Below are 21,057 nucleotides of genomic sequence, written 5' to 3'. Positions count from 1 at the left end.
GTAATCAGCAGAGATTATTGACTGGCTGACTGGGCGTAATTATCTCTGTCTGACGGGCAAATTGTAGCGCAATAAAAACTAAAAACGCAGTCTTGTTGTTGCTTTATTGCGGGCTGCGGCCTGACCAGCGAATACAAGGTGTCTGATCATAGCAGCAGACCCGAACCTGTGTATTGACGGAGATATTACGCCGGGACTGACCGGTGTTCTTATCTGGCCGACGTGTTCGACACGACAGAACTGCTCTCAGTCAGAACCTGTGCTGGCTTTTATCTCCGGGCCCCCGGACTGCATGGCTGCCGTACCCGCTGGCCTTCAGGGCGGGGAGCGTATCAAAATAGCGCATCACCGAGGCTGAACATTGGCAGATACATAGCAATCACAATGCTCCCGGTAATGATTGCGGTAATAATCAACATGACTGGCTCTACTGAGGCTGCCAGGCTGCCCGCTTTTTGTCGGACAATATTTTCGAACCAGTCCGCCAGCCGGACAAACAGTATATCTGATGCACCGGTCTGTTCTCCGAGCCGTGTCAGTAAGTAACATAACTGTGGAAATTCGTTCCGCAGCCGAAGGCCGGATGACAGAGGTTGTCCTTGCTCAATATGTTGCTGCAGTGCACAGAGAGCCTGCTGCCATAAACCCCGGCCGTGAAGATTTTGCGTAATTGTCAGGCCTTCACGTAACGGGAGTCCTGCCCGCTGGGTCAGAGCCAGTACGCTGAATATCCGGGCCAGTACCGCAGCCTGCCACAGGCAACCCGCGAGAGGGACTTTCAGCAGCAGGCGCTGTTCAGTGACTATCCAGTCAGGAAAGTGTTTTCTCGCGGTTCGCCAGAACGCTGTCAGTATCACAGTGAGCACCAGCACTGCCGGAGCTACCGATAACAGGAAATCTGACAGATTAATCAGCTGACGGGTAAATGCGGGCAGGGGAGTATCTGATGAGCGATAAATGGCTGCAAACTCCGGCAGAACCCATAGCAGCATCGCGGTACTGATCAGGCATGTCAGCAGCAGAATAAATAGTGGATAGCGCAGGGCTTTGGTCAGTTTTTTTTTAACTTCATTTCACGTTGTTGCTGTTCTGCCAGCTGTCTACAACATTGTTCCAGGTGACCTGTTTGTTCACCGGCATACACCAGCGAGATACATAACAGGGGAAATATTTCCGGCCAGCAGCGCAAAGCGGCCGAAAAGGTAACGCCGGACAGTATCTGCTGCTGTAACTGTATCAGTAACGCCTGCCAGGCTTTTTGCGGGTGGCCTTCTGCCAGCAGTCCCAGCCCGTCGGCCAGCGGCAGGCCGGCCTGTAGCAGGATACTGATTTGGCTGAAAATCAGTATTCTTTGCTCGCATCGCCAGTAACCGGGCGGACAGAACTTTTTTTTTGTGATTCTGACGGGGACCAGGCCATCATCGTTCAGTATACGGGATAACTGATGACGGTGTCTCACCAGCCTGTACCCCTCACAAGGCTGCCCTTTACTGTTTACGGCTTGCCAGTAAAACAAAGCATAGTTACTCACGATTGCCCCCGATCACCCGTAATATTTCGGACCATGAAGTGATCCCTTTTTCGACCGCATTGATACCGGTGCTGAATAATGATCGGCCTCCCTGACGGCAGGCGATTTCACGCAATGTCTCCGGAGAGGCATCACTGGCTATCGCCTGGTGTAATGCACCACAGACCGGCAGTATTTCAAACAGTGCGATACGCCCGTAATAGCCGGAAAAGCAGTGGTCGCATCCGTCGGCCAGCCAGTGCCCTAAAGGGGATTTCCGGACAGAAGCGGGGAGCCTGATCTCCGTTCCGGCCGGATGACGGCAGTGAGTACAGAGTTTTCGTACCAGCCGCTGTGCAATGACCAGCCGGAGTGATGCGGCCAGCAGGTAACCGGCGATACCCATCTGCCGGAGGCGTATCAGCGTCTCTCCGGTAGAATTGGTGTGCAGGGTTGAAAGGACCAGATGTCCGGTCTGGGCGGCCTTTACCGCAATATCTGCCGTGTCGTTATCCCGTATTTCTCCGATCATAATCACATCCGGATCCTGGCGGAGTAAAGCCCGCAGGATAAGGGAAAAATCGAGTCCGGCTTTACTGTTGAGCTGTGTCTGGTTCACGCCTTCCAGCGGTATCTCGATGGGATCTTCAACCGTAGAGAGGTTTTTATCCGGGGTATTCAGCTGGCTCAGCAGACTATATAGCGTGAAGGTTTTACCGCTGCCGGTCGGGCCGGTCACCAGAATCATTCCCTGAGGCTGGCGGAGAATAGTAAGCACCTGTTGTAAGTCATCTTTATCAAAACCAAGCTGTGCCGGGGCCAGAGCTTGTTTGACTGAGCGCAGACGTCTGATAACCAGTTTTTCACCACAGCGGGTCGCCAGTGTCGAAAGGCGGAAACTGTGGTTTTCACCGTCCAGAGTCAGGCTCAGCTGACCATCCTGCGGGAGCCTGGTTTCGGCAATATCCAGCCCGGCCAGTACTTTAAACCGTGCAACCAGCGCCTCTGCCGTGCAACTGGCCGTCAGCGGAGTAGGATGCAGTAAACCGTCTATCCGTAACCTTATTACCGGCCCCAGCGGGGTCGATTCCAGATGTATATCTGATGCCCGTTGCTGAATTGCGCGGGATAATAACTGTTCAGCGATCAGCGGTACTGTCTGCGGTTCAGGTTCAGCTAACGACAATGAATGTGACGATTGTTGCCTGCGCTGACTTTCGATACGGGCCTGCGGCCAGTATTCGAATTCGATCTGGCGCTGGCTGGCAAAGCGTAAGGCATCAGTAATATCGGGCGGCGGAGGGGTAACGACCGCGAGCCTCAGATATTTTGTGTCATAAGAGATAATGCAGGCAGGCAGCTGGCGGCAGAGAACTTCCAGTGGCAGGGAGATCATAGTCCCTCCTGCTGATCATCAAACCGGAACTGTGACTTACAGTTATTAAGTAGCAGGCTGTTTTCGCTCTGGCATTTTTTTTGCCACCGGAAATCGCCTGACTGAGGATCCCATTGGGGGAAAAGTCTGACGGTTAACCCGCTAAGGGTTTCCAGCCCCCGCAGTGTCATTTGCCCATCGCTGATTTGTACTTTTTCAGCATAACGGGACCCCTTAACGCCCGGAATGCCGTAGCTTTCGGCATTGCACCCCTGCACAGTCCCTTTTTCCATACTGCATAATTCAATGGCCGTTTTGTAGGGCATCATCAGTTGCAACATATCGGTGATTGCTGCTTTCTGCAGGTAATTCTGGTAAGCGGGCAGACCGATAGCACTGAGGATGGCGATAATCGCAATAACAATCATCAGCTCGATCAGGGTAAATCCTTGCTGGTTATACATGCGGCTCTCCTTATGGACGGGAAAAGGAGAGTAACTCAGAGATACTCAGTGCCGGGCAGCGAAAATAACAGTACCGGGGATGGCTCAGGGTTAACCGGCTTGTGTTGCATTGAGTTTAAAATCTATAGGGGACAGCTTCAGAAAAAGTCCCCGTTATTCGCGCCGTTTAGCCGGCAGTGGCGATAAATTGCAGGGAGATATCCAGCGGGCGATAATGGCGGATCAGTGAATCTGCAGAAATGTAATCGATACCCGTCAGGCTTAGTTCCTGCAGCTGATCCGGTGAAATATTCCCCCCGGCTTCGAGGAGTATTTGTACGGCACTCTGCCGGACGGCCGTAATAGCATCAAGGGTGTCGCCCCGGGTGAAATTGCGCAGCAGGATAATGTTTGCCCCGGCGCGGATAGCCTCTGCCAGTTGCTCACCGGAAGTGACTTCAATCTCAACTGGCCGATCGGGGTCTATCCAGCGGGCATTTTCTATCGCCTCAGAGACTGATCCACAGGCAATGATATGGTTCTCTTTCAGTGGGATCGTATCGCAAAAATCCAGCCGTTTCGATTGTCCGGCGCCGGTCAGCAACGCATATTTCAGGCTATCGGTCCCGCTGATATTGCTGAGAGTATCGATAAAGCGTGTCACGTCGCCCGATAACAGGCTGATACAGTGCGCTATATGGGTTGCCGCGCCGGATAAGGTCTTTAAAAAACGTAACAGGGTACTTTCTGCACTCAGCAGTACAGCCGCAGGGCCACTGACTGTAGCCAGTGTCTGACCGGTGCGGATATTGTCCGCATCATTTACCTGCCACTGTACGTTAATGCCGGGATCCAGCTGACTAAAAAGTTCATCGACCCATGCTTTGCCACAGAAAATACCGTCTTCCCCGCAACTGATTATCGCCTGACCCTGCCTGTGTTTTGGGATCAGACGGCTGGGGCGGGTATCTTTCAGTGCCTGTTTTACGTATTCGGGAATTTCGGTTTTGATTCGTTCGAGTAACAGCTGATGGCTGTGCTCTGCAGCGTAATGGCTTATCGGCATAAGGAAGTTTGCTCCTTTAGTCACAGGAATAAATACTGTAGCCCGGTGTCTGCCGCGCTGCCAGTTGAATAGCGTAACCAGTTAAGTATTTGGTAACCATATGAATCGTCACAATAAGCATCCATGACTGGCCTCCAATGACGTGAAACAATATCATGGCAGTATTTATGATATTCTCGAACCCTGGCGGAGAACAGCGCGAAGATGAAAATAGAATCAGGCTGGCTGGCAGAGGCCAGAAAGGTACCTTCAGAACATTTTAACCTGCGTCCGGAAGATACCAGCCCCTGGCTGTTGGTGGTACATAATATCAGTCTTCCGCCAGGGGAATTCGGCGGGCCGTGGATTGATCAGTTGTTTACGGGGTGCCTTGATCCTCAGGCTGATCCTTATTTCAGTGAAATTGCCGCCCTGAAGGTGGCCGCCCATTGTCTGATCCGCCGTGACGGGGAAATCGTCCAGTATGTTGCTTTTGATAAACGCGCCTGGCATGCCGGACAATCGTCTTATCAGGGGCAGGACAATTGTAACGATTTCTCCATTGGTATTGAGCTGGAAGGGACGGATGTTCTGCCTTATACAGAACAGCAGTATCATGCCCTTTGTCTGCTGACACGGACACTGATGAAGTACTATCCGATTAAAAGTGAACATATCACCGGACACAGTGATATTGCACCGGGCCGTAAGACAGACCCGGGAGAGGCTTTTGACTGGCAATATTACCGGCAACAACTGCTTGCTATGACGAATAAGTAAACCGGAACCCAATGAGATAAAGGCTGGAAAGCATGACGTTATTTACTTTGTTACTGGTACTTGGCTGGGAGCGTTTATTTAAGCTCGGCGAACACTGGCAGCTCGAACACCGCCTTAAACCTGTATTTCGTGGCCAGACCCATTTTTCGCTGGTGCGTACCGGCGGCATGGTGATTCTGGCGATGCTGATTACACTGGTTGTGGTACACAGCTTGCAGGGGCTGTTGTTTGGTGTTGCTTCGTTAGTACTGTGGGTGCTGGTTGGCGTATTGTGTATTGGCGCCGGTATTACCCGCCAGCACTATCATGCTTACCTGAAATCCGCCAGTACGGATGATAATGCCGCACATCAGGCGATGGCAGAAGAGTTAAGTGTGATACATGGTCTGCCGGAAACCGTGAACCAGCGGGTGTATTTGCGCGAGTTACAGAATGCATTACTGTGGATTAACTACCGTTTTTACCTGGCTCCTTTGTTCTGGTTTGTCGCCGGCGGTCCCTGGGGACCGGTGACTCTGGCAGGTTACGCTTTTTTACGTGCCTGGCAGGGATGGCTGGCGGCCCATCATACGGCGGCTGAACGTGAACAGTCGGGAGTCGACCGTCTGCTGTTTATCGCAGACTGGATTCCGGTTCGCCTGGCGGGGCTGGCCTATGCTTTGCTGGGCCACGGGGAAAAAGCGTTACCGGCATGGCTGAAGTTTCTGACTGATTTTCGTCGTAAACCTTATCAGGTACTGACACAGCTTGCTCAGTTTTCGCTGGAGCGTGATCCCTGCAACGATAAAGTCGAAAAGCCGCGTATGGCGGTGGCGCTGGCGAAACGTATTACACTGGTACTGGTGGTGGTGGTGGCACTGCTGACTATTAGCGGTGCATTGTTATAAGTGTGTTGTCCCCGTCAGCCAGTAAAAAAAACGGGCCCGCTAAGTATTACCGGGCCCGTTTTTTATGGTGTCCTGCCGGTCCCCCGCAGACGGGAGAGCGCGTCTTTTTCTGCAGTAATGGTCAGAGAGTGCGACGCTTAACGGTGAACAGATAGCCGATGGCCAGAATTATCAGCCAGACCGGGATGAGCCAGACCGAAATAGCCATACCGGGAGTGATTGCCATAACCACCAGGATTGCAGCGAGGAACAGCAGGCAGATCCAGTTACCAACCGGGTAGAACAGTGCCCTGAAACGGGTGATAACACCCTGCTTATCTTTCGCTTTACGGAACTTCAGGTGTGCCAGACTGATCATTGCCCAGTTGATTACCAGTGCGGATACCACCAGTGACATCAGTAAACCAAAGGCTTTCGCTGGCATCAGGTAATTAATCAGGACACCGATAGCAGTGGCAAACGCCGACAGCCCTAAAGCTATATAGGGGACGCCACGACGGTCAACTTTCAGTAACGCGCGCGGACCATTGCCCTGTTTTGCCAGACCGTACAGCATACGGCTGTTACTGTATACACAGCTGTTATATACAGATAAAGCGGCTGTCAGGATCACCACGTTCAGGGCGTTAGCCACCAGGCTGTCGCCCAGTTCATGGAAGATCAGTACAAACGGACTGCCGCCTTCAACAACTTTGGTCCACGGATATAAGGATAACAGTATTGTCAGAGAGCCAATATAAAAAATCAGGATCCGGTACAGGACCTGGTTGGTGGCTTTCGGAATACTTTTTTCAGGGTTGTCTGCTTCAGCAGCCGTAATCCCTACCAGTTCAAGCCCGCCAAACGAGAACATTATGACTGCCATCGACATCACCAGTCCGGTGATACCGTGCGGGAAAAATCCGCCTGCCTGCCATATATTGGTTACTGAAGCATCGGGTCCGCCAGTACCGCTAAACAGCAGCCAGCCACCGAATATAATCATACTGACCACTGCCACCACTTTGATAATGGAAAACCAGAACTCCATTTCACCATAGACTTTAACGTTGGTCAGATTGATGGCATTAATCAGCACAAAGAAGATAGCTGCAGAAACCCAGGTAGGGATTTCCGGCCACCAGTACTGGATGTAAACACCGACAGCCGTAAGTTCTGCCATGGCGACCAGCACGTACAGTACCCAGTAATTCCAGCCGGAAGCAAAGCCGGCAAAACTGCCCCAGTATTTATAAGCAAAGTGGCTGAATGACCCGGCAACCGGTTCTTCAACTACCATTTCGCCCAGCTGGCGCATAATCAAAAAGGCGATAAATCCGCCAATGGCATAACCCAGCAGAACAGAAGGCCCGGCCATTTTAATTGTTTGTGCAATCCCCAGAAACAGGCCGGTACCAATAGCGCCACCCAGAGCGATCAACTGAATATGGCGGTTTTTCAACCCCCTGTTCAGTGTGTCCTCTTGCTGTTTTTCCATAAAAACCTCGTAATAATGAATAACACTGCGATCCGCAGTAACAGATGCAGCTATTTATTGACTATGATTATTATTTTACCCTGTGACCCCCGGTAGCAGTACCTGTCGGTCCGCGCATCAGAATAGTGATAAGTCAGGTGCTTTGCACCTTGCTTTTGTTGTTTCGTGCGCAAAAGGAGAGAATTGTCATCAGCTTGCAGAGTGGAGAATATAACACAGGGTGGCAGAGCATTTGTTTTCAAACATATTTATCCGGAAAATAAATGCAGATTATCTGCACAACCGCCGAATACTCCTCTGAATGCTGACCTGAAATCTGACAATAACCAGATTTGATCCTTCCGGAAACGTGATTGCAGAATATAGACACCTGGTAAATAGTTTGTTACTTTACCGCCATATTCTGTCAATTGGTAATACCAATTATCCGGAACCCGGTCAGGAAGATAAAAATCATCTGTGATGGCATATAACAAAATCCGACAACCTAAGCTGTCTGATGTGATTGAACAGCAGCTGGAATCGCTTATTATGGAAGGTTCCCTGTGTCCGGGAGAGCAACTCCCCCCGGAGCGTGAACTGGCCCGCCAATTTGAAGTGTCGCGTCCCTCGGTACGTGAGGCTATTCTGCGTCTTGAGGCCAGAGGCCTGTTGCTACGTCGTCAGGGCGGAGGAACCTTTGTGCAAAGTGACCTCTGGCACAGTGTAAGCGATCCGCTGGTCGGTTTACTGGCAAACTCTTCTGAATCCCGCTTTGATCTGCTGGAAACGCGCCATGCGCTGGAAGGGATCGCTGCGTATTATGCAGCATTACGCGGGACCGAAGAAGACTTACTGCGCATTCGTGAATACTATCTCCGTATCCGTCAGGCACAGGATAGCGGGAATCTGGATGCTGAAGCCGATGCTGTCATTAAATATCAAATAACGGTCACTGAAGCCGCCCATAATGCGGTATTACTCCATCTGGTACGTGCGATGGGGCCGTTACTTGAGCAAAATGTCCGGCAAAATTTTGAAATCCTCTACTTACGCCGCGATATGCTGGCGAAAGTGAGCGGGCACCGCGCCAGAATATTTGAGGCGATTATTGCACGAGAGCCGGAAAAAGCCCGTGAAGAATCACACTCACACCTGGCGTTTATTGAGGAAATATTGCTGGACAGAAGCCGGGAGCAAAGCCGGCGGGAACGTTCATTAAGGCGTCTCCAGCAACGCAAGGATTAGGCACATTGAGGTGTGCAATAAAGATAGGGTTATCGCGGTTCTGTACCCTGAAAGACGGCCGTTACAGATAACCTTATTAAAAATCAACGTAATAGACACAGATAAGGAATAACCCCATGTCAGAACGTTTACCTAATGACGTGGATCCGATTGAAACCCGCGACTGGCTACAGGCGCTCGAATCGGTCATCCGTGAAGAAGGTGTTGAACGCGCTCAGTACTTAATTGATCAGGTACTGGATGCTGCACGCAAAGGTGGTGTGAATGTTGCAGCCGGAGTAACGGCACACAACTATGTCAATACTATTGCTGTTGAAGATGAACCGGAATACCCGGGGAATCAGTCACTGGAGCGACGCATTCGTTCAGCCATTCGCTGGAATGCTATTATGGCCGTATTACGTGCTTCCAAAAAAGATTTGGAACTGGGCGGACATATGTCGTCTTTCCAGTCTTCGGCAACTATCTACGAAGTGTGTTTTAACCACTTTTTCCGTGCCCGTACGGCACAGGATGGTGGCGACCTGGTGTATTTCCAGGGACATATTTCTCCGGGAATTTACTCCCGTGCGTTCCTGGAAGGTCGTCTGACCGAAGAGCAGATGAATAACTTCCGTCAGGAAGTACATGGCAAGGGATTATCTTCCTATCCACACCCGAAACTGATGCCGGATTTCTGGCAGTTCCCGACCGTCTCTATGGGGCTGGGGCCACTGGCTGCGATCTATCAGGCTAAATTCCTGAAATATCTGGAACATCGCGGGCTGAAAAAGACATCAGCGCAGACGGTGTATGCCTTCCTTGGTGATGGTGAAATGGATGAGCCGGAATCCAAAGGGGCCATTACCATTGCGACCCGTGAAAAACTGGATAATCTGGTCTTTATCATTAACTGTAACCTGCAGCGACTGGATGGTCCGGTGACAGGTAACGGTAAAATCATTAATGAGCTGGACGGTATTTTTGCCGGAGCCGGCTGGGAAGTGATTAAAGTCATCTGGGGCGATCGCTGGGATGAACTGCTGCGTAAAGATACCAGTGGTAAGCTGATCCAGCTAATGAACGAAACCGTGGATGGCGATTATCAGACCTTTAAATCGAAGAACGGCGCGTATGTCCGTGAACATTTCTTTGGTAAATATCCGGAAACGGCTGAGTTAGTCAAAGATATGACCGATGATGAGATCTGGTCTCTGAACCGTGGTGGTCATGACCCGAAAAAAGTCTATGCGGCACTGAAAAAAGCACAGGACACTCAGGGCAAACCGGTGGTTATTCTGGCGCATACTGTGAAAGGCTACGGTATGGGTGAAACGGCGGAAGGTAAGAATATTGCTCACCAGGTGAAAAAGATGAATATGGATGGCGTACGCTATATCCGTGATCGTTTTAATGTCCCTGTCAGTGATGAGAATATCGAAAGCCTGCCGTACATTACCTTCGAGGAAGGTTCTGAAGAATATAACTATCTGCATGGTCAGCGCGAAAAACTGGGCGGATATCTGCCGAGTCGTCAGGAGAAATTCTCTGAGAAGCTGGCTATTCCTGCTCTGGACGAATTTAAATCCTTGCTGGAAGAACAGAATAAAGAAATCTCTACCACCATCGCTTTCGTGCGTGCACTGAATGTGATGCTGAAAAATCCTTCGATCAAAGATCGTCTGGTACCTATTCTTGCCGATGAAGCCCGTACCTTTGGTATGGAAGGACTGTTCCGGCAGATCGGTATCTATAGCCCGAACGGTCAGCAATATACCCCTCAGGATCGTGAGCAGGTCGCGTACTATAAAGAAGACGAGAAAGGTCAGATCCTGCAGGAAGGGATTAACGAACTGGGTGCCGGGGCGTCCTGGCTGGCGGCTGCAACATCGTACAGCACCAACAACCTGCCAATGATCCCGTTCTACATCTACTACTCAATGTTTGGTTTCCAGCGTATCGGCGATTTATGCTGGGCTGCCGGCGATCAGCAGGCCCGCGGGTTCCTGGTGGGCGGAACATCAGGCCGTACAACACTGAACGGTGAAGGTCTGCAGCATGAAGATGGCCACAGTCATATTCAGTCTCTGACTATCCCTAACTGTATTTCGTATGACCCGGCATATGCTTATGAAGTGGCCGTGATTATGCATGACGGTCTGGAGCGGATGTACGGTGACGCTCAGGAAAATGTCTACTACTACATCACGACCCTGAACGAAAACTACCATATGCCAGCGATGCCGGCAGGTGCCGAAGAGGGTATCCGTAAAGGTATTTATAAGCTGGATACAGTTGCAGGCAGTAAAGGTAAAGTTCAGTTGCTGGGATCAGGTTCCATCCTGCGTCATGTTCGTGAAGCAGCAGAAATTCTGGCCAAAGACTACGGTGTAGGCTCTGATATCTACAGTGTGACTTCCTTCACCGAACTGGCCCGTGACGGACAGGATTGTGAACGCTGGAATATGCTGCATCCGACCGAAACACCGCGTGTGCCTTATATTGCACAGGTAATGGATGATGCGCCGGCGGTGGCGTCCACCGATTATATGAAACTGTTTGCAGAGCAGGTACGTAACTATATCCCTGCCAGTGATTATCGAGTGCTGGGGACCGACGGATTTGGCCGCTCCGACAGCCGCGAAAATCTGCGTCATCATTTTGAAGTGGATGCTTCTTATGTGGTGGTGGCTGCTCTGGGTGAACTGGCTAAACGTGGTGAAATTGATAAAAATGTGGTGGCTGAAGCTATCCGCAAATTCGATATCCATGCAGATAAAGTCAACCCGCGTCTGGCATAAGAGGTAATTATTGATGTCTATCGAAATCAACGTACCGGATATCGGTTCCGATGAAGTTGAAGTCACCGAGATTCTGGTGAAAGTGGGTGATAAGGTTGAGACAGAACAGTCCCTTATCACGGTAGAAGGGGACAAGGCATCGATGGAGGTGCCGTCACCACAGGCGGGTGTGATTAAAGAAATCAGAGTGAATATCGGTGACAAAGTTGCCACCGGATCACTGATCATGATCTTTGACACGGCAGATTCACAACAGTCACCTGCACCCGCAGATGCTCTGGCACCACAGGCTGAAAGCGCTCCGGCTTCTGCCGCAATGCAGGCGAAAGAAGTGAATGTCCCTGATATTGGTGGCGACGAAGTTGAAGTCACTGAAATTATGGTCAAAGTCGGTGACAAGGTTGAAACTGAGCAATCACTGATAACCGTTGAAGGCGACAAAGCGTCAATGGAAGTCCCTGCGCCTTTTGCCGGAACAGTTAAAGAAATCCGGATTGCCACCGGTGATAAAGTCAGTACCGGGTCATTAATCATGGTATTTGACGTTGCCGGTACTAACAATGCGCCGCAGCCAGCCGCGGCAGCGGCCGAAGCTTCGCCTGCTGCACCGGCAACCGCGCCAGCACCGGCACCGGTGAAAACGGCACCGCCGGCAGCAGCGGGCGACTTCGCAGAAAATGATGCCTATGTGCATGCGACTCCGGTGATCCGTCGTCTTGCGCGGGAATTCGGGGTTAACCTGGCGAAAGTCAAAGGGACCGGCCGTAAGCAACGTATTCTGCGTGAAGACGTTCAGGCCTATGTAAAAGAAGCGGTGAAGCGTGCCGAGTCACCTGCCGCTGGCGGGATCAGCGGTATGCTGCCATGGCCAAAAGTCGATTTCAGCAAATTTGGTGATATCGAAGAAGTTGAACTGGGACGCATCCAGAAGCTTTCGGGGGCTAACCTGAGCCGTAACTGGATGATGATCCCGCATGTGACACACTTCGACGAAGCAGATATCACAGAACTGGAAGCGTTCCGCAAGCAGCAGAATGCGGACGCCGGGAAACAAAAACTGGAGGTCAAAATCACTCCGGTTGTGTTTATTATGAAAGCGGTTGCTAAAGCGCTGGAAGCTTTCCCGCGGTTTAACAGTTCAATTTCTGAAGATGCGCAACGTTTAACCCTGAAGAAATATATTAATATCGGGGTAGCCGTTGATACACCTAACGGACTGGTGGTCCCGGTATTCCGTGATGTGAACAAAAAAGGCATTCTTGAGTTATCCCGTGAACTTATGGAGATATCCCAAAAGGCCCGTGGCGGAAAACTGACCTCCGGTGATATGCAGGGCGGATGCTTTACCATCTCCAGCCTTGGCGGACTGGGTACTACCTCGTTCACTCCGATAGTTAACGCGCCTGAAGTGGCTATCCTTGGTGTTTCTAAGTCCGCGATGAAACCTGTATGGAATGGTAAAGAGTTTACTCCGCGTCTGATGCTGCCACTGTCGTTATCTTTTGACCACCGGGTCATTGATGGTGCAGACGGTGCACGCTTCATTACTTATATTAATCAGGTACTGTCAGATATTCGTCGCCTGGTAATGTAATGCAGGGCAGATAAGGCCGGTGAACACCGGCCTTATTGGTATATAAAGACAGTGACAGGTCCCTTTTCGGCGTTGGCAGCCCTGTCCGGCAGCGGTTTCCCGGCGCAGGAAAAGGCGCCGGTCAGTTCAGACAAAGCTGTTTGCAGTTTGTTAACAATTCTGTAAACTCTTGCGCTAAATGCGTCCCGGTGGCTAGCTGGACGTTATCACTGATAACAACTGACGTCGGACCGCCGGATAGTCAAATAAGAGGTCATGATGAGTACAGAGATTAAAACCCAGGTCGTGGTACTTGGCGCAGGCCCTGCAGGGTACTCTGCGGCTTTCCGCTGCGCCGATTTAGGATTAGAAACCGTTCTGGTTGAACGCTACAGCACCCTGGGCGGTGTATGTCTTAATGTCGGTTGTATCCCTTCCAAAGCATTGTTGCATGTTGCTAAAGTCATCGAAGAAGCGAAGGCACTGGAAGCTCACGGGATTGTCTTCGGACAGCCAAAAACCGATATTGATAAAGTCCGTACCTGGAAAGAGAAAGTGATTAATCAGCTGACCGGCGGATTAGCTGGTATGGCAAAAGGCCGTAAAGTGACTGTGGTCAATGGTATCGGTAAATTCACCGGTGCGAATACCCTGCTGGTCGAAGGTGAAAACGGCGCGACCACGGTTAATTTTGATAATGCGATTATTGCTGCGGGTTCACGTCCGGTAAAACTGCCATTTATTCCTCATGATGATCCAAGAGTCTGGGACTCTACGGATGCACTGGAACTGAAAACCGTCCCTGAACGCCTGCTGGTGATGGGCGGAGGAATTATCGGTCTGGAAATGGGAACCGTGTATCATGCCCTGGGTTCTCAGATTGATGTTGTCGAAATGTTTGATCAGGTTATCCCGGCAGCAGATAAAGATGTGGTCAGAGTCTTCACGAAACGCATCAGTAAGCAGTTCAGACTGATGCTGGAAACCAAAGTAACTCAGGTTGAAGCCAAAGAGGACGGGATCTACGTCTCAATGGAAGGCAAAAATGCCCCGGCAGAGCCGCAGCGTTATGATGCTGTACTGGTAGCGATCGGCCGAGTGCCTAACGGTAAAAACCTTGATGCCGGTCAGGCGGGCGTTGAAGTCGATGAGCGCGGCTTTATTCAGGTGGATAAGCAAATGCGCACCAATGTGCCGCATATCTTTGCTATCGGTGATATTGTCGGACAGCCAATGCTGGCCCATAAAGGGGTACACGAAGGGCATGTGGCCGCAGAAGTTATTTCCGGTAAAAAACACTATTTTGATCCGAAAGTGATTCCGTCAATTGCCTATACGGAGCCGGAAGTTGCCTGGGTGGGGCTGACTGAAAAAGAAGCCAAAGAGAAAGGCATCAGCTATGAAGTTTCTGTCTTCCCATGGGCAGCGTCGGGACGTGCAATTGCTTCCGACTGTGCCGACGGCATGACTAAACTGATTTTCGATAAAGAATCTCATAGGGTTATCGGCGGAGCGATTGTCGGGACAAATGGCGGTGAATTGTTAGGCGAAATCGGACTGGCGATCGAAATGGGTTGTGATGCTGAAGATATTGCGTTAACTATCCATGCACACCCTACATTGCACGAGTCTGTAGGCCTGGCGGCAGAGGTTTATGAAGGCAGTATCACTGACCTGCCTAATCCGAAAGCCGGCAAAAAGTAACTGTATAACATATGTCAGAAACGGCTCCGGTGGAGCCGTTTTTTTTGTTTCCGGAGCCCGGTTCTGCCGGGGCTAAAACCATTGACCGAAACGACGGCAATACAGCTGTTTCATCACCTGGCTCAGTAAACAGTAACCGGCAAGGATCAGGATCAGCCACGGGAAATAGGCCAGTGGTAATGCCTGTAAGTGGAAGTTTGCGGCCAGCGGCGAATAAGGTAATGCAATCCCGATAATCACCACGACCAGAGTACTGAGCAATACCGGCCAGCGGGCACAACTCTGAATAAACGGAATTTTTCGTGTCCGGAGCATATGAACCACCAGTGTTTGTGATAATAAGCCTTCGACAAACCAGCCAGACTGGAACAATGATTGTGTTTCGCTGCTGTGGGCAGCAAATATATGCCACATCACAGCGAAGGTTGCGACATCGAACACGGAGGAGACGGGTCCCATAAACAGCATAAACCGGCCGATGTTCCCGGCATCCCATTGGCGTGGTTTAGCAACGAACTCTTCATCCATCCGGTCCCACGGTAGCAGCATTTGTGAGATATCATAAATCAGGTTTTGCAGCAGTAACTGTATTGCCAGCATCGGCATAAAGGGGATAAAAGCACTGGCGATTAATACCGAAAATACGTTGCCGAAATTAGAACTGGCAGTGATATTCAGGTATTTGATGATATTGCCGAAGGTCTGGCGGCCAATTCTGACCCCTTGCTCCAGTACCTGAAGATCCTTCTCCAGCAAAATGATGTCCGCTGCACTCTGGGCTATTTGTGTTGCATTCTCTACCGAAATACCGACATCAGCCGCATGCAAGGCAGCAGCATCATTGATGCCATCACCAAGAAAACCGACAGTATGCCCTGATTGCTGTAACAGGGTGACGATACGGGTTTTATCGGTTGGTGTCAGCCGGGCAAAAATCGTATGGCTGGCCAGTTTCTGTTGCAGACTGTGGTCATCCATGGCGGCAATCTCCGGGCCCTGTAACGGGGTTCCGGCTGACAGGCCTAAATCACGGCAGATTTTTTCGGTCACCTCAGCGTTATCCCCGGTCAGTACTTTCACGTCAACGCCATGGTCTTTCAGTGACCGTAAAGCCAGGTCGGCCCCTTGTTTTACCGGATCAAGGAATAACAGTACACCACACAGGGTTAAATCCTGTTCGTCTTTATCATTCAGGCGGCGTAATGAATGTTCGGCATCCAGGGTTTTACTTCCGAGGAGTAATACCCGATATCCCTGACGGTTATAGGCGGCAATCCGGTCCCGGAACTGCTGGCGCAGTGCCGGGGTCAGCAGTTGCTCTTTCCCACCGGTCTGAACGTTCAGACAACGGGCCAGCATTTCTTCACTGGCCCCTTTGCTGATCAACTGCTGACGACCATGGTCATCATAAACAGAGACTGACAGGCAGCGGCGGGTGAAGTCGAAAGGCAGCTCATCTGCTTTTCTGATATGCATCAACCGGCGGGATATTCCCTGCTGCCCGGCAAACTGACAGACAGCCCGGTCCATCGGGTTGTCAATTCCTTGCTGAAAATGACTATTCAGCCAGGCCATTTCCGCGACCTGTAAATTTTCTTCACCGTCAGGAGTCAGAGCTTGCTCCAGCACGATATTATCGTCAGTAAGGGTACCGGTTTTATCCGTACACAGAATATTCATCGCCCCGAGGTTCTGAATAGCATTGATGCGTTTAACCACCACTTTTCTGGCAGCCAGCGCCATGGCACCTTTTGCCAGGTTGGTGCTGACTATCATCGGTAACATTTCAGGAGTCAGCCCGACGGCCACCGCCAGTGAGAAGAACAGGGCTTCGGTCCATTCGCCCTTGGTAAAACCATTGATCAGGAAAACGATCGGCACCATCAGTACCATAAAGCGGATCAGTAACCAGCTGACACTGTTCACTCCTTTATCAAAAGAAGTTTTGGGAGCTGCACCGGCAACTTTACCCGCCAGCGAACCAAACCAGGTCTGTTCACCGATAGCGACAACCACGGCCGTCGCTGAACCACTCAGTACACTGGTACTCATTAGTGCGATAGCGGGCTGATGCAGCACGATATTTTCGCTGATAACTTCCGGCATCTCTGCGGCTTCTGGCCGGGCATGTTTTTCTACCGGTAAGGTTTCTCCGGTCAGCGATGACTGATTCAGTTGCAGAGAGTTGGTTTCCAGTAAGCGCAAGTCAGCAGGAATAATGTCACCGGCACTGAGCAAGACAATATCGCCGGGTACCAGCAGATGACGCGGTATTTTGAGGAGTACCGGCTGATGATGTTGATCCTGACGGCGTACGGTCACGGTGACTTCGACAAGAGAGTTCAGTGCTTCAGCGGCTTTGTTGGTACGGAATTCCTGGATAAAGCGCAGCAGAGTACTGAACAGGATCATACATCCCATGATAGTTACACTGGTAAGATCGGTTTCTTCTCCTGCACGACGCGGGATCCAGTAGTCAGTGATAAAGCTGACAGCGGTTAACGCCAGCAACACATAGATAAACGGGTTATTAAACGCCAGCAGCCATTGCAGTAACGCCGGAGGTGCTTTTTTTACCGCAATTTCGTTCGGGCCAAACTGCGACTGACGGACCGCGGCCTGCTGTTCATCTAATCCTTCTGTAGTGGCAGCCAGGGATTGCAGGGTTGCTTCGGTACTGGTGGCAATATGGCGGGCAATCAGCCAGTCATTTTGTATTGCCGGTTGTTTTTTCCCCTGCACTGGCAGAGCGGAATTTATAATCTGAGTCATCTCTTTATGTCCGTTTGGTTGCTGCCAGGGCACGCTTCACAGCGGCAGAGGGCAGTCAGTCGTTGAGATGCGTTGCAGATTTTTCGGGGATCAGGCGGGAATACCCCTGCAACGCGTATAACGTTGCCTCGTCGGGTCATCATCCATTGTTGGCTCCTTGATGGGTGGTACTAAAGGGCAGTGCTGTGGTACAAAAAATTATGCTGGCTGGTGTATACGGAATATACCCGGGGGAAAAAGGGTGTGGGTAATCATTGGGGATAACCTCGTCTGAGAAAAAGTGGGACAGGCGGGGCGTATTGCTCGCTGTCTGCCAGGGAGGCAGACAAACAACTATCTGCCCTTGTTTATTCGGTAACTGTTCAAGGGATATTCCTGTAAATAAAGACGGGCAAAATATAAGGTTTTTATTATTACCGGTAAACCTGTAACTTAAACCACGGGTCAACCAGCGTAAATTTTATCCGCTGTGCGGGCCGCAGGGCCTTATACGGAGAGTGACCCGTGTGGTTATATTTTGTGATTATGTTTCAGTAGTGGTGCAGGGCTTTGTTTTAATGTATTTATTTATCAGACAATTATATAAAAAAATAGCAATATCACTGCGGCAGATAGATGTTGATTTTTTGTAAACAGATTAACAACTGTCCGCGATACTGATATGCTGCCGAAGCGGAACCGGACACCGTTACCCTGCACAGATAAAATTTTAAGTGGTGATCCCGGCGCCCGGAAGTCAAACAATGTGAGTGAGGAGAACGTCGTGCTAGAAGAATACCGTAAGCACGTTGCCGAACGTGCTGCCCAGGGAATTGTTCCAAAACCCTTAGACGCAACCCAAATGGCGGCACTGGTTGAACTGCTTAAAATTCCGCCAAAGGGCGAGGAAGAATTTCTTACAGACTTATTAATAAATCGGGTGCCGCCAGGGGTTGATGAAGCCGCTTACGTAAAAGCCGGTTTTCTGGCCGCAATTACCAAAGGTGAAGCGGTTTCTCCGCTGATCACCCCGCAAAAAGCGGTCGAATTGCTCGGGACGATGCAGGGCGGATATAACATTCACCCGCTGATTGATGCGCTGGATGACGACAAGCTGGCCGCCGGTGCCGCAAAAGCCCTCTCTCATACCCTGCTGATGTTTGACAGTTTCTATGATGTGGAAGAAAAAGCCAAAGCGGGTAACCGTTATGCACAACAGGTCATGAAATCCTGGGCCGATGCTGAATGGTATCTTTCCCGCCCGCAGCTGGCAGAAAAAATTACCCTGACCGTGTTTAAAGTTACCGGTGAAACGAATACGGATGATCTGTCCCCGGCCCCGGATGCCTGGTCACGACCGGATATTCCGCTGCATGCGCTGGCGATGCTGAAGATCCCCCGTGAAGGTATTGAACCCGATGATGCCGGCACTCTCGGACCGATTAAACAAATCGAAGCGTTGCAAAACAAAGGCTTTCCGCTGGTATATACGGGGGATGTTGTCGGTACCGGTTCTTCGCGTAAATCGGCCACCAACTCGGTATTGTGGTTTATGGGGGAAGATATTCCCTATGTGCCGAATAAAAAAGGCGGGGGTCTGGTATTGGGCGGTAAAATTGCGCCGATCTTCTTTAATACGATGGAAGATGCGGGGGCATTACCGATCGAACTGGATGTCAGTAAGCTGAATATGGGCGATGTCATTGATGTTTATCCGTATAAGGGTGAAGTCCGTCGTCATGACAACGATCAATTACTGGATACCTTTTCACTGAAAACAGAAGTATTGCTGGATGAAGTCCGTGCCGGCGGCCGGATCCCGCTGATTATCGGGCGTGGTCTGACTGCGCGTGCCCGTGAATCTCTTGGGCTGCCACACAGTGATGTATTCCGCAAGGCGAAGGATGTTGAGAAAAGCAGCCGGGGTTTCTCGCTGGCCCAGAAAATGGTTGGTCGTGCCTGTGGCGTTACCGGGATCCGTCCGGGTGAATATTGCGAGCCTAAAATGACCTCGGTCGGGTCCCAGGATACTACTGGCCCGATGACCCGTGATGAGCTGAAAGATCTTGCCTGTCTGGGCTTCTCCGCCGACCTGGTGATGCAGTCATTTTGCCATACGGCAGCGTACCCGAAACCGGTTGACGTTGCGATGCAGCATTCATTGCCGGACTTTATTATGAACCGCGGCGGGGTTTCACTGCGTCCGGGGGACGGGATTATACATAGCTGGCTAAACCGGATGTTATTGCCGGATACTGTCGGGACTGGCGGTGATTCTCATACCCGATTCCCGATTGGTATTTCTTTCCCTGCCGGTTCCGGGCTGGTCGCTTTTGCGGCTGCAACAGGGGTTATGCCACTGGATATGCCTGAGTCGGTATTAGTCCGTTTTAGCGGAAAAATGCAGCCGGGCATCACTCTGCGTGATCTGGTCCATGCTATCCCGTTATATGCCATCAGACAGGGACTGCTGACTGTTGAGAAAAAAGGGAAGAAAAATATTTTCTCCGGCCGGATACTGGAGATAGAAGGTCTGCCGGATCTGAAAGCCGAGCAGGCATTTGAGTTGTCAGATGCATCAGCAGAACGTTCAGCTGCGGGATGCACCATTAAACTGGATAAAGCGCCGATTATTGAGTACCTGAATTCAAATATTGTGCTGCTGAAATGGATGATTGCTGAAGGTTACGGTGACCGCCGTACTATCGAACGCCGTATTCAGGGAATGGAAAAATGGCTGGCGGACCCGCAGTTACTGGAAGCTGATACAGACGCAGAATATGCTGCCGTTATTGATATCGATCTGAATGAGATCACCCAGCCGATCCTCTGCGCACCGAACGATCCTGATGATGCCCGCTTATTATCAGACGTGCAGGGCACAAAAATTGATGAAGTCTTTATTGGTTCCTGCATGACAAATATTGGTCACTTCAGGGCTGCAGGTAAATTGCTGGACAGTCAGAAAGGCCAGATGCCCACCCGGCTGTGGGTGGCTCCGCCGACCAAAATGGATGCTGCGCAACTGACCGAAGAAGGGTACTACAGTATCTTTGGGAAAAGTGGTGCCCGTGTGGAAATCCCGGGATGTTCACTATGTATGGGAAACCAGGCGAGGGTGGCTGATGGGGCGACAGTGGTCTCTACCTCAACCCGTAACTTCCCTAACCGGCTGGGGAATGGTGCAAATGTTTACCTGGCCTCAGCAGAACTGGCAGCCATCTCATCGTTACTGGGCAAACTGCCTTCCCCGGAAGAGTACCAGCACTATATGGCGCAGGTGGATCAAACGGCCAGTGATACCTACCGTTATCTGAACTTTGACCGTCTGAGTCAGTATACGGAAAAAGCCGACGGCGTTATTTTCCAGAGCGCAGTCTGATGTGACGAAAAACGGCCACTGACATACGAAAAAGCACCGCTTGCGCGGTGCTTTTTTTTATCCTTACCGGGGGCAGGATACTGTCATATCTTTCCATCTCCCCGACAGGTCAGGCCGGAGTGT

The 21,057-nt window shown here is 50.9% G+C and carries 14 protein-coding genes; 7 read left to right on the top strand and 7 right to left on the bottom strand.

Features of this window, described 5'->3' with window-relative positions:
* Window positions 1-332: 332 nt before the first annotated feature.
* From JK198_RS10135 to nadC, 5 genes are all read right to left on the bottom strand, one after another.
* The gene (locus JK198_RS10135) at window positions 333-992 is read right to left on the bottom strand and encodes a type II secretion system F family protein (protein WP_212709344.1); all 660 of its coding nucleotides are present in this window, start codon (window positions 990-992) and stop codon (window positions 333-335) included.
* Between the two features lie 59 nt (window positions 993-1,051).
* Complete coding sequence (locus JK198_RS10130) at window positions 1,052-1,531, bottom strand: type II secretion system F family protein (RefSeq protein WP_212709343.1); 480 nt, start codon at window positions 1,529-1,531, stop codon at window positions 1,052-1,054.
* Window positions 1,524-2,906, bottom strand: coding sequence for a type II secretion system protein GspE (gene gspE, locus JK198_RS10125; RefSeq protein WP_212709342.1), 1,383 nt, complete (start codon window positions 2,904-2,906; stop codon window positions 1,524-1,526). Before gspE ends, JK198_RS10130 begins: the two co-directional genes overlap by 8 nt.
* Window positions 2,903-3,349: a prepilin peptidase-dependent pilin gene (gene ppdD / locus JK198_RS10120; RefSeq protein ID WP_212710487.1), complete on the bottom strand. Its 447-nt coding sequence runs from the start codon at window positions 3,347-3,349 to the stop codon at window positions 2,903-2,905. The genes gspE and ppdD overlap by 4 nt, the downstream gene beginning before the upstream one ends.
* Window positions 3,350-3,515: 166 nt before the next feature.
* On the bottom strand, window positions 3,516-4,394 hold the full coding sequence (nadC, locus tag JK198_RS10115; protein ID WP_212708370.1) for a carboxylating nicotinate-nucleotide diphosphorylase: 879 nt from the start codon (window positions 4,392-4,394) through the stop codon (window positions 3,516-3,518).
* A gap of 204 nt (window positions 4,395-4,598) precedes the next feature.
* Here nadC and ampD point away from each other — a divergent pair, with 204 nt between their 5' ends.
* Together ampD and ampE are read left to right on the top strand one after the other, a co-directional pair.
* Window positions 4,599-5,153 carry a 1,6-anhydro-N-acetylmuramyl-L-alanine amidase AmpD gene (gene ampD, locus JK198_RS10110; RefSeq protein ID WP_212708369.1) on the top strand — a complete coding sequence of 185 codons (555 nt, stop codon included), beginning with the start codon at window positions 4,599-4,601 and terminating at the stop codon, window positions 5,151-5,153.
* Window positions 5,154-5,185: 32 nt separating this feature from the next.
* Window positions 5,186-6,040: a beta-lactamase regulator AmpE gene (ampE, locus tag JK198_RS10105; protein WP_212708368.1), complete on the top strand. Its 855-nt coding sequence runs from the start codon at window positions 5,186-5,188 to the stop codon at window positions 6,038-6,040.
* A gap of 121 nt (window positions 6,041-6,161) precedes the next feature.
* Here the strand turns inward: ampE and aroP are convergent, their stop codons facing one another.
* Complete coding sequence (gene aroP, locus JK198_RS10100) at window positions 6,162-7,517, bottom strand: aromatic amino acid transporter AroP (protein WP_212708367.1); 1,356 nt, start codon at window positions 7,515-7,517, stop codon at window positions 6,162-6,164.
* 462 nt (window positions 7,518-7,979) lie between these two features.
* Between aroP and pdhR the strand changes: the two genes are divergently transcribed.
* The 4 genes from pdhR (at window position 7,980) to lpdA (ending at window position 14,801) form a co-directional block, all read left to right on the top strand.
* On the top strand, window positions 7,980-8,744 hold the full coding sequence (gene pdhR, locus JK198_RS10095; RefSeq protein ID WP_212708376.1) for a pyruvate dehydrogenase complex transcriptional repressor PdhR: 765 nt from the start codon (window positions 7,980-7,982) through the stop codon (window positions 8,742-8,744).
* A gap of 116 nt (window positions 8,745-8,860) precedes the next feature.
* Entirely contained in the window at window positions 8,861-11,524 is a 2,664-nt protein-coding gene (gene aceE / locus JK198_RS10090; RefSeq protein WP_212708366.1) for a pyruvate dehydrogenase (acetyl-transferring), homodimeric type, read from the top strand.
* Between the two features lie 13 nt (window positions 11,525-11,537).
* On the top strand, window positions 11,538-13,118 hold the full coding sequence (aceF, locus tag JK198_RS10085) for a pyruvate dehydrogenase complex dihydrolipoyllysine-residue acetyltransferase (RefSeq protein WP_212710486.1): 1,581 nt from the start codon (window positions 11,538-11,540) through the stop codon (window positions 13,116-13,118).
* Between the two features lie 258 nt (window positions 13,119-13,376).
* Entirely contained in the window at window positions 13,377-14,801 is a 1,425-nt protein-coding gene (gene lpdA, locus JK198_RS10080) for a dihydrolipoyl dehydrogenase (protein WP_212708375.1), read from the top strand.
* 72 nt (window positions 14,802-14,873) lie between these two features.
* On the opposite strand, the gene mgtA is transcribed toward lpdA, so the two are convergent.
* A complete protein-coding gene (gene mgtA, locus JK198_RS10075; RefSeq protein ID WP_212710485.1) occupies window positions 14,874-17,573 on the bottom strand; it encodes a magnesium-translocating P-type ATPase in 2,700 nt (899 codons plus the stop codon).
* 763 nt (window positions 17,574-18,336) lie between these two features.
* Here mgtA and acnB point away from each other — a divergent pair.
* Window positions 18,337-20,934 carry a bifunctional aconitate hydratase 2/2-methylisocitrate dehydratase gene (gene acnB, locus JK198_RS10070; RefSeq protein ID WP_212708363.1) on the top strand — a complete coding sequence of 866 codons (2,598 nt, stop codon included), beginning with the start codon at window positions 18,337-18,339 and terminating at the stop codon, window positions 20,932-20,934.
* Window positions 20,935-21,057 lie beyond the last annotated feature (123 nt).

It is taken from the genome of Tatumella sp. JGM91 (assembly GCF_018257575.1).
Classification (GTDB): domain Bacteria; phylum Pseudomonadota; class Gammaproteobacteria; order Enterobacterales; family Enterobacteriaceae; genus Tatumella; species Tatumella punctata.
This window is presented reverse-complemented; position numbering and strand designations above follow the sequence as displayed.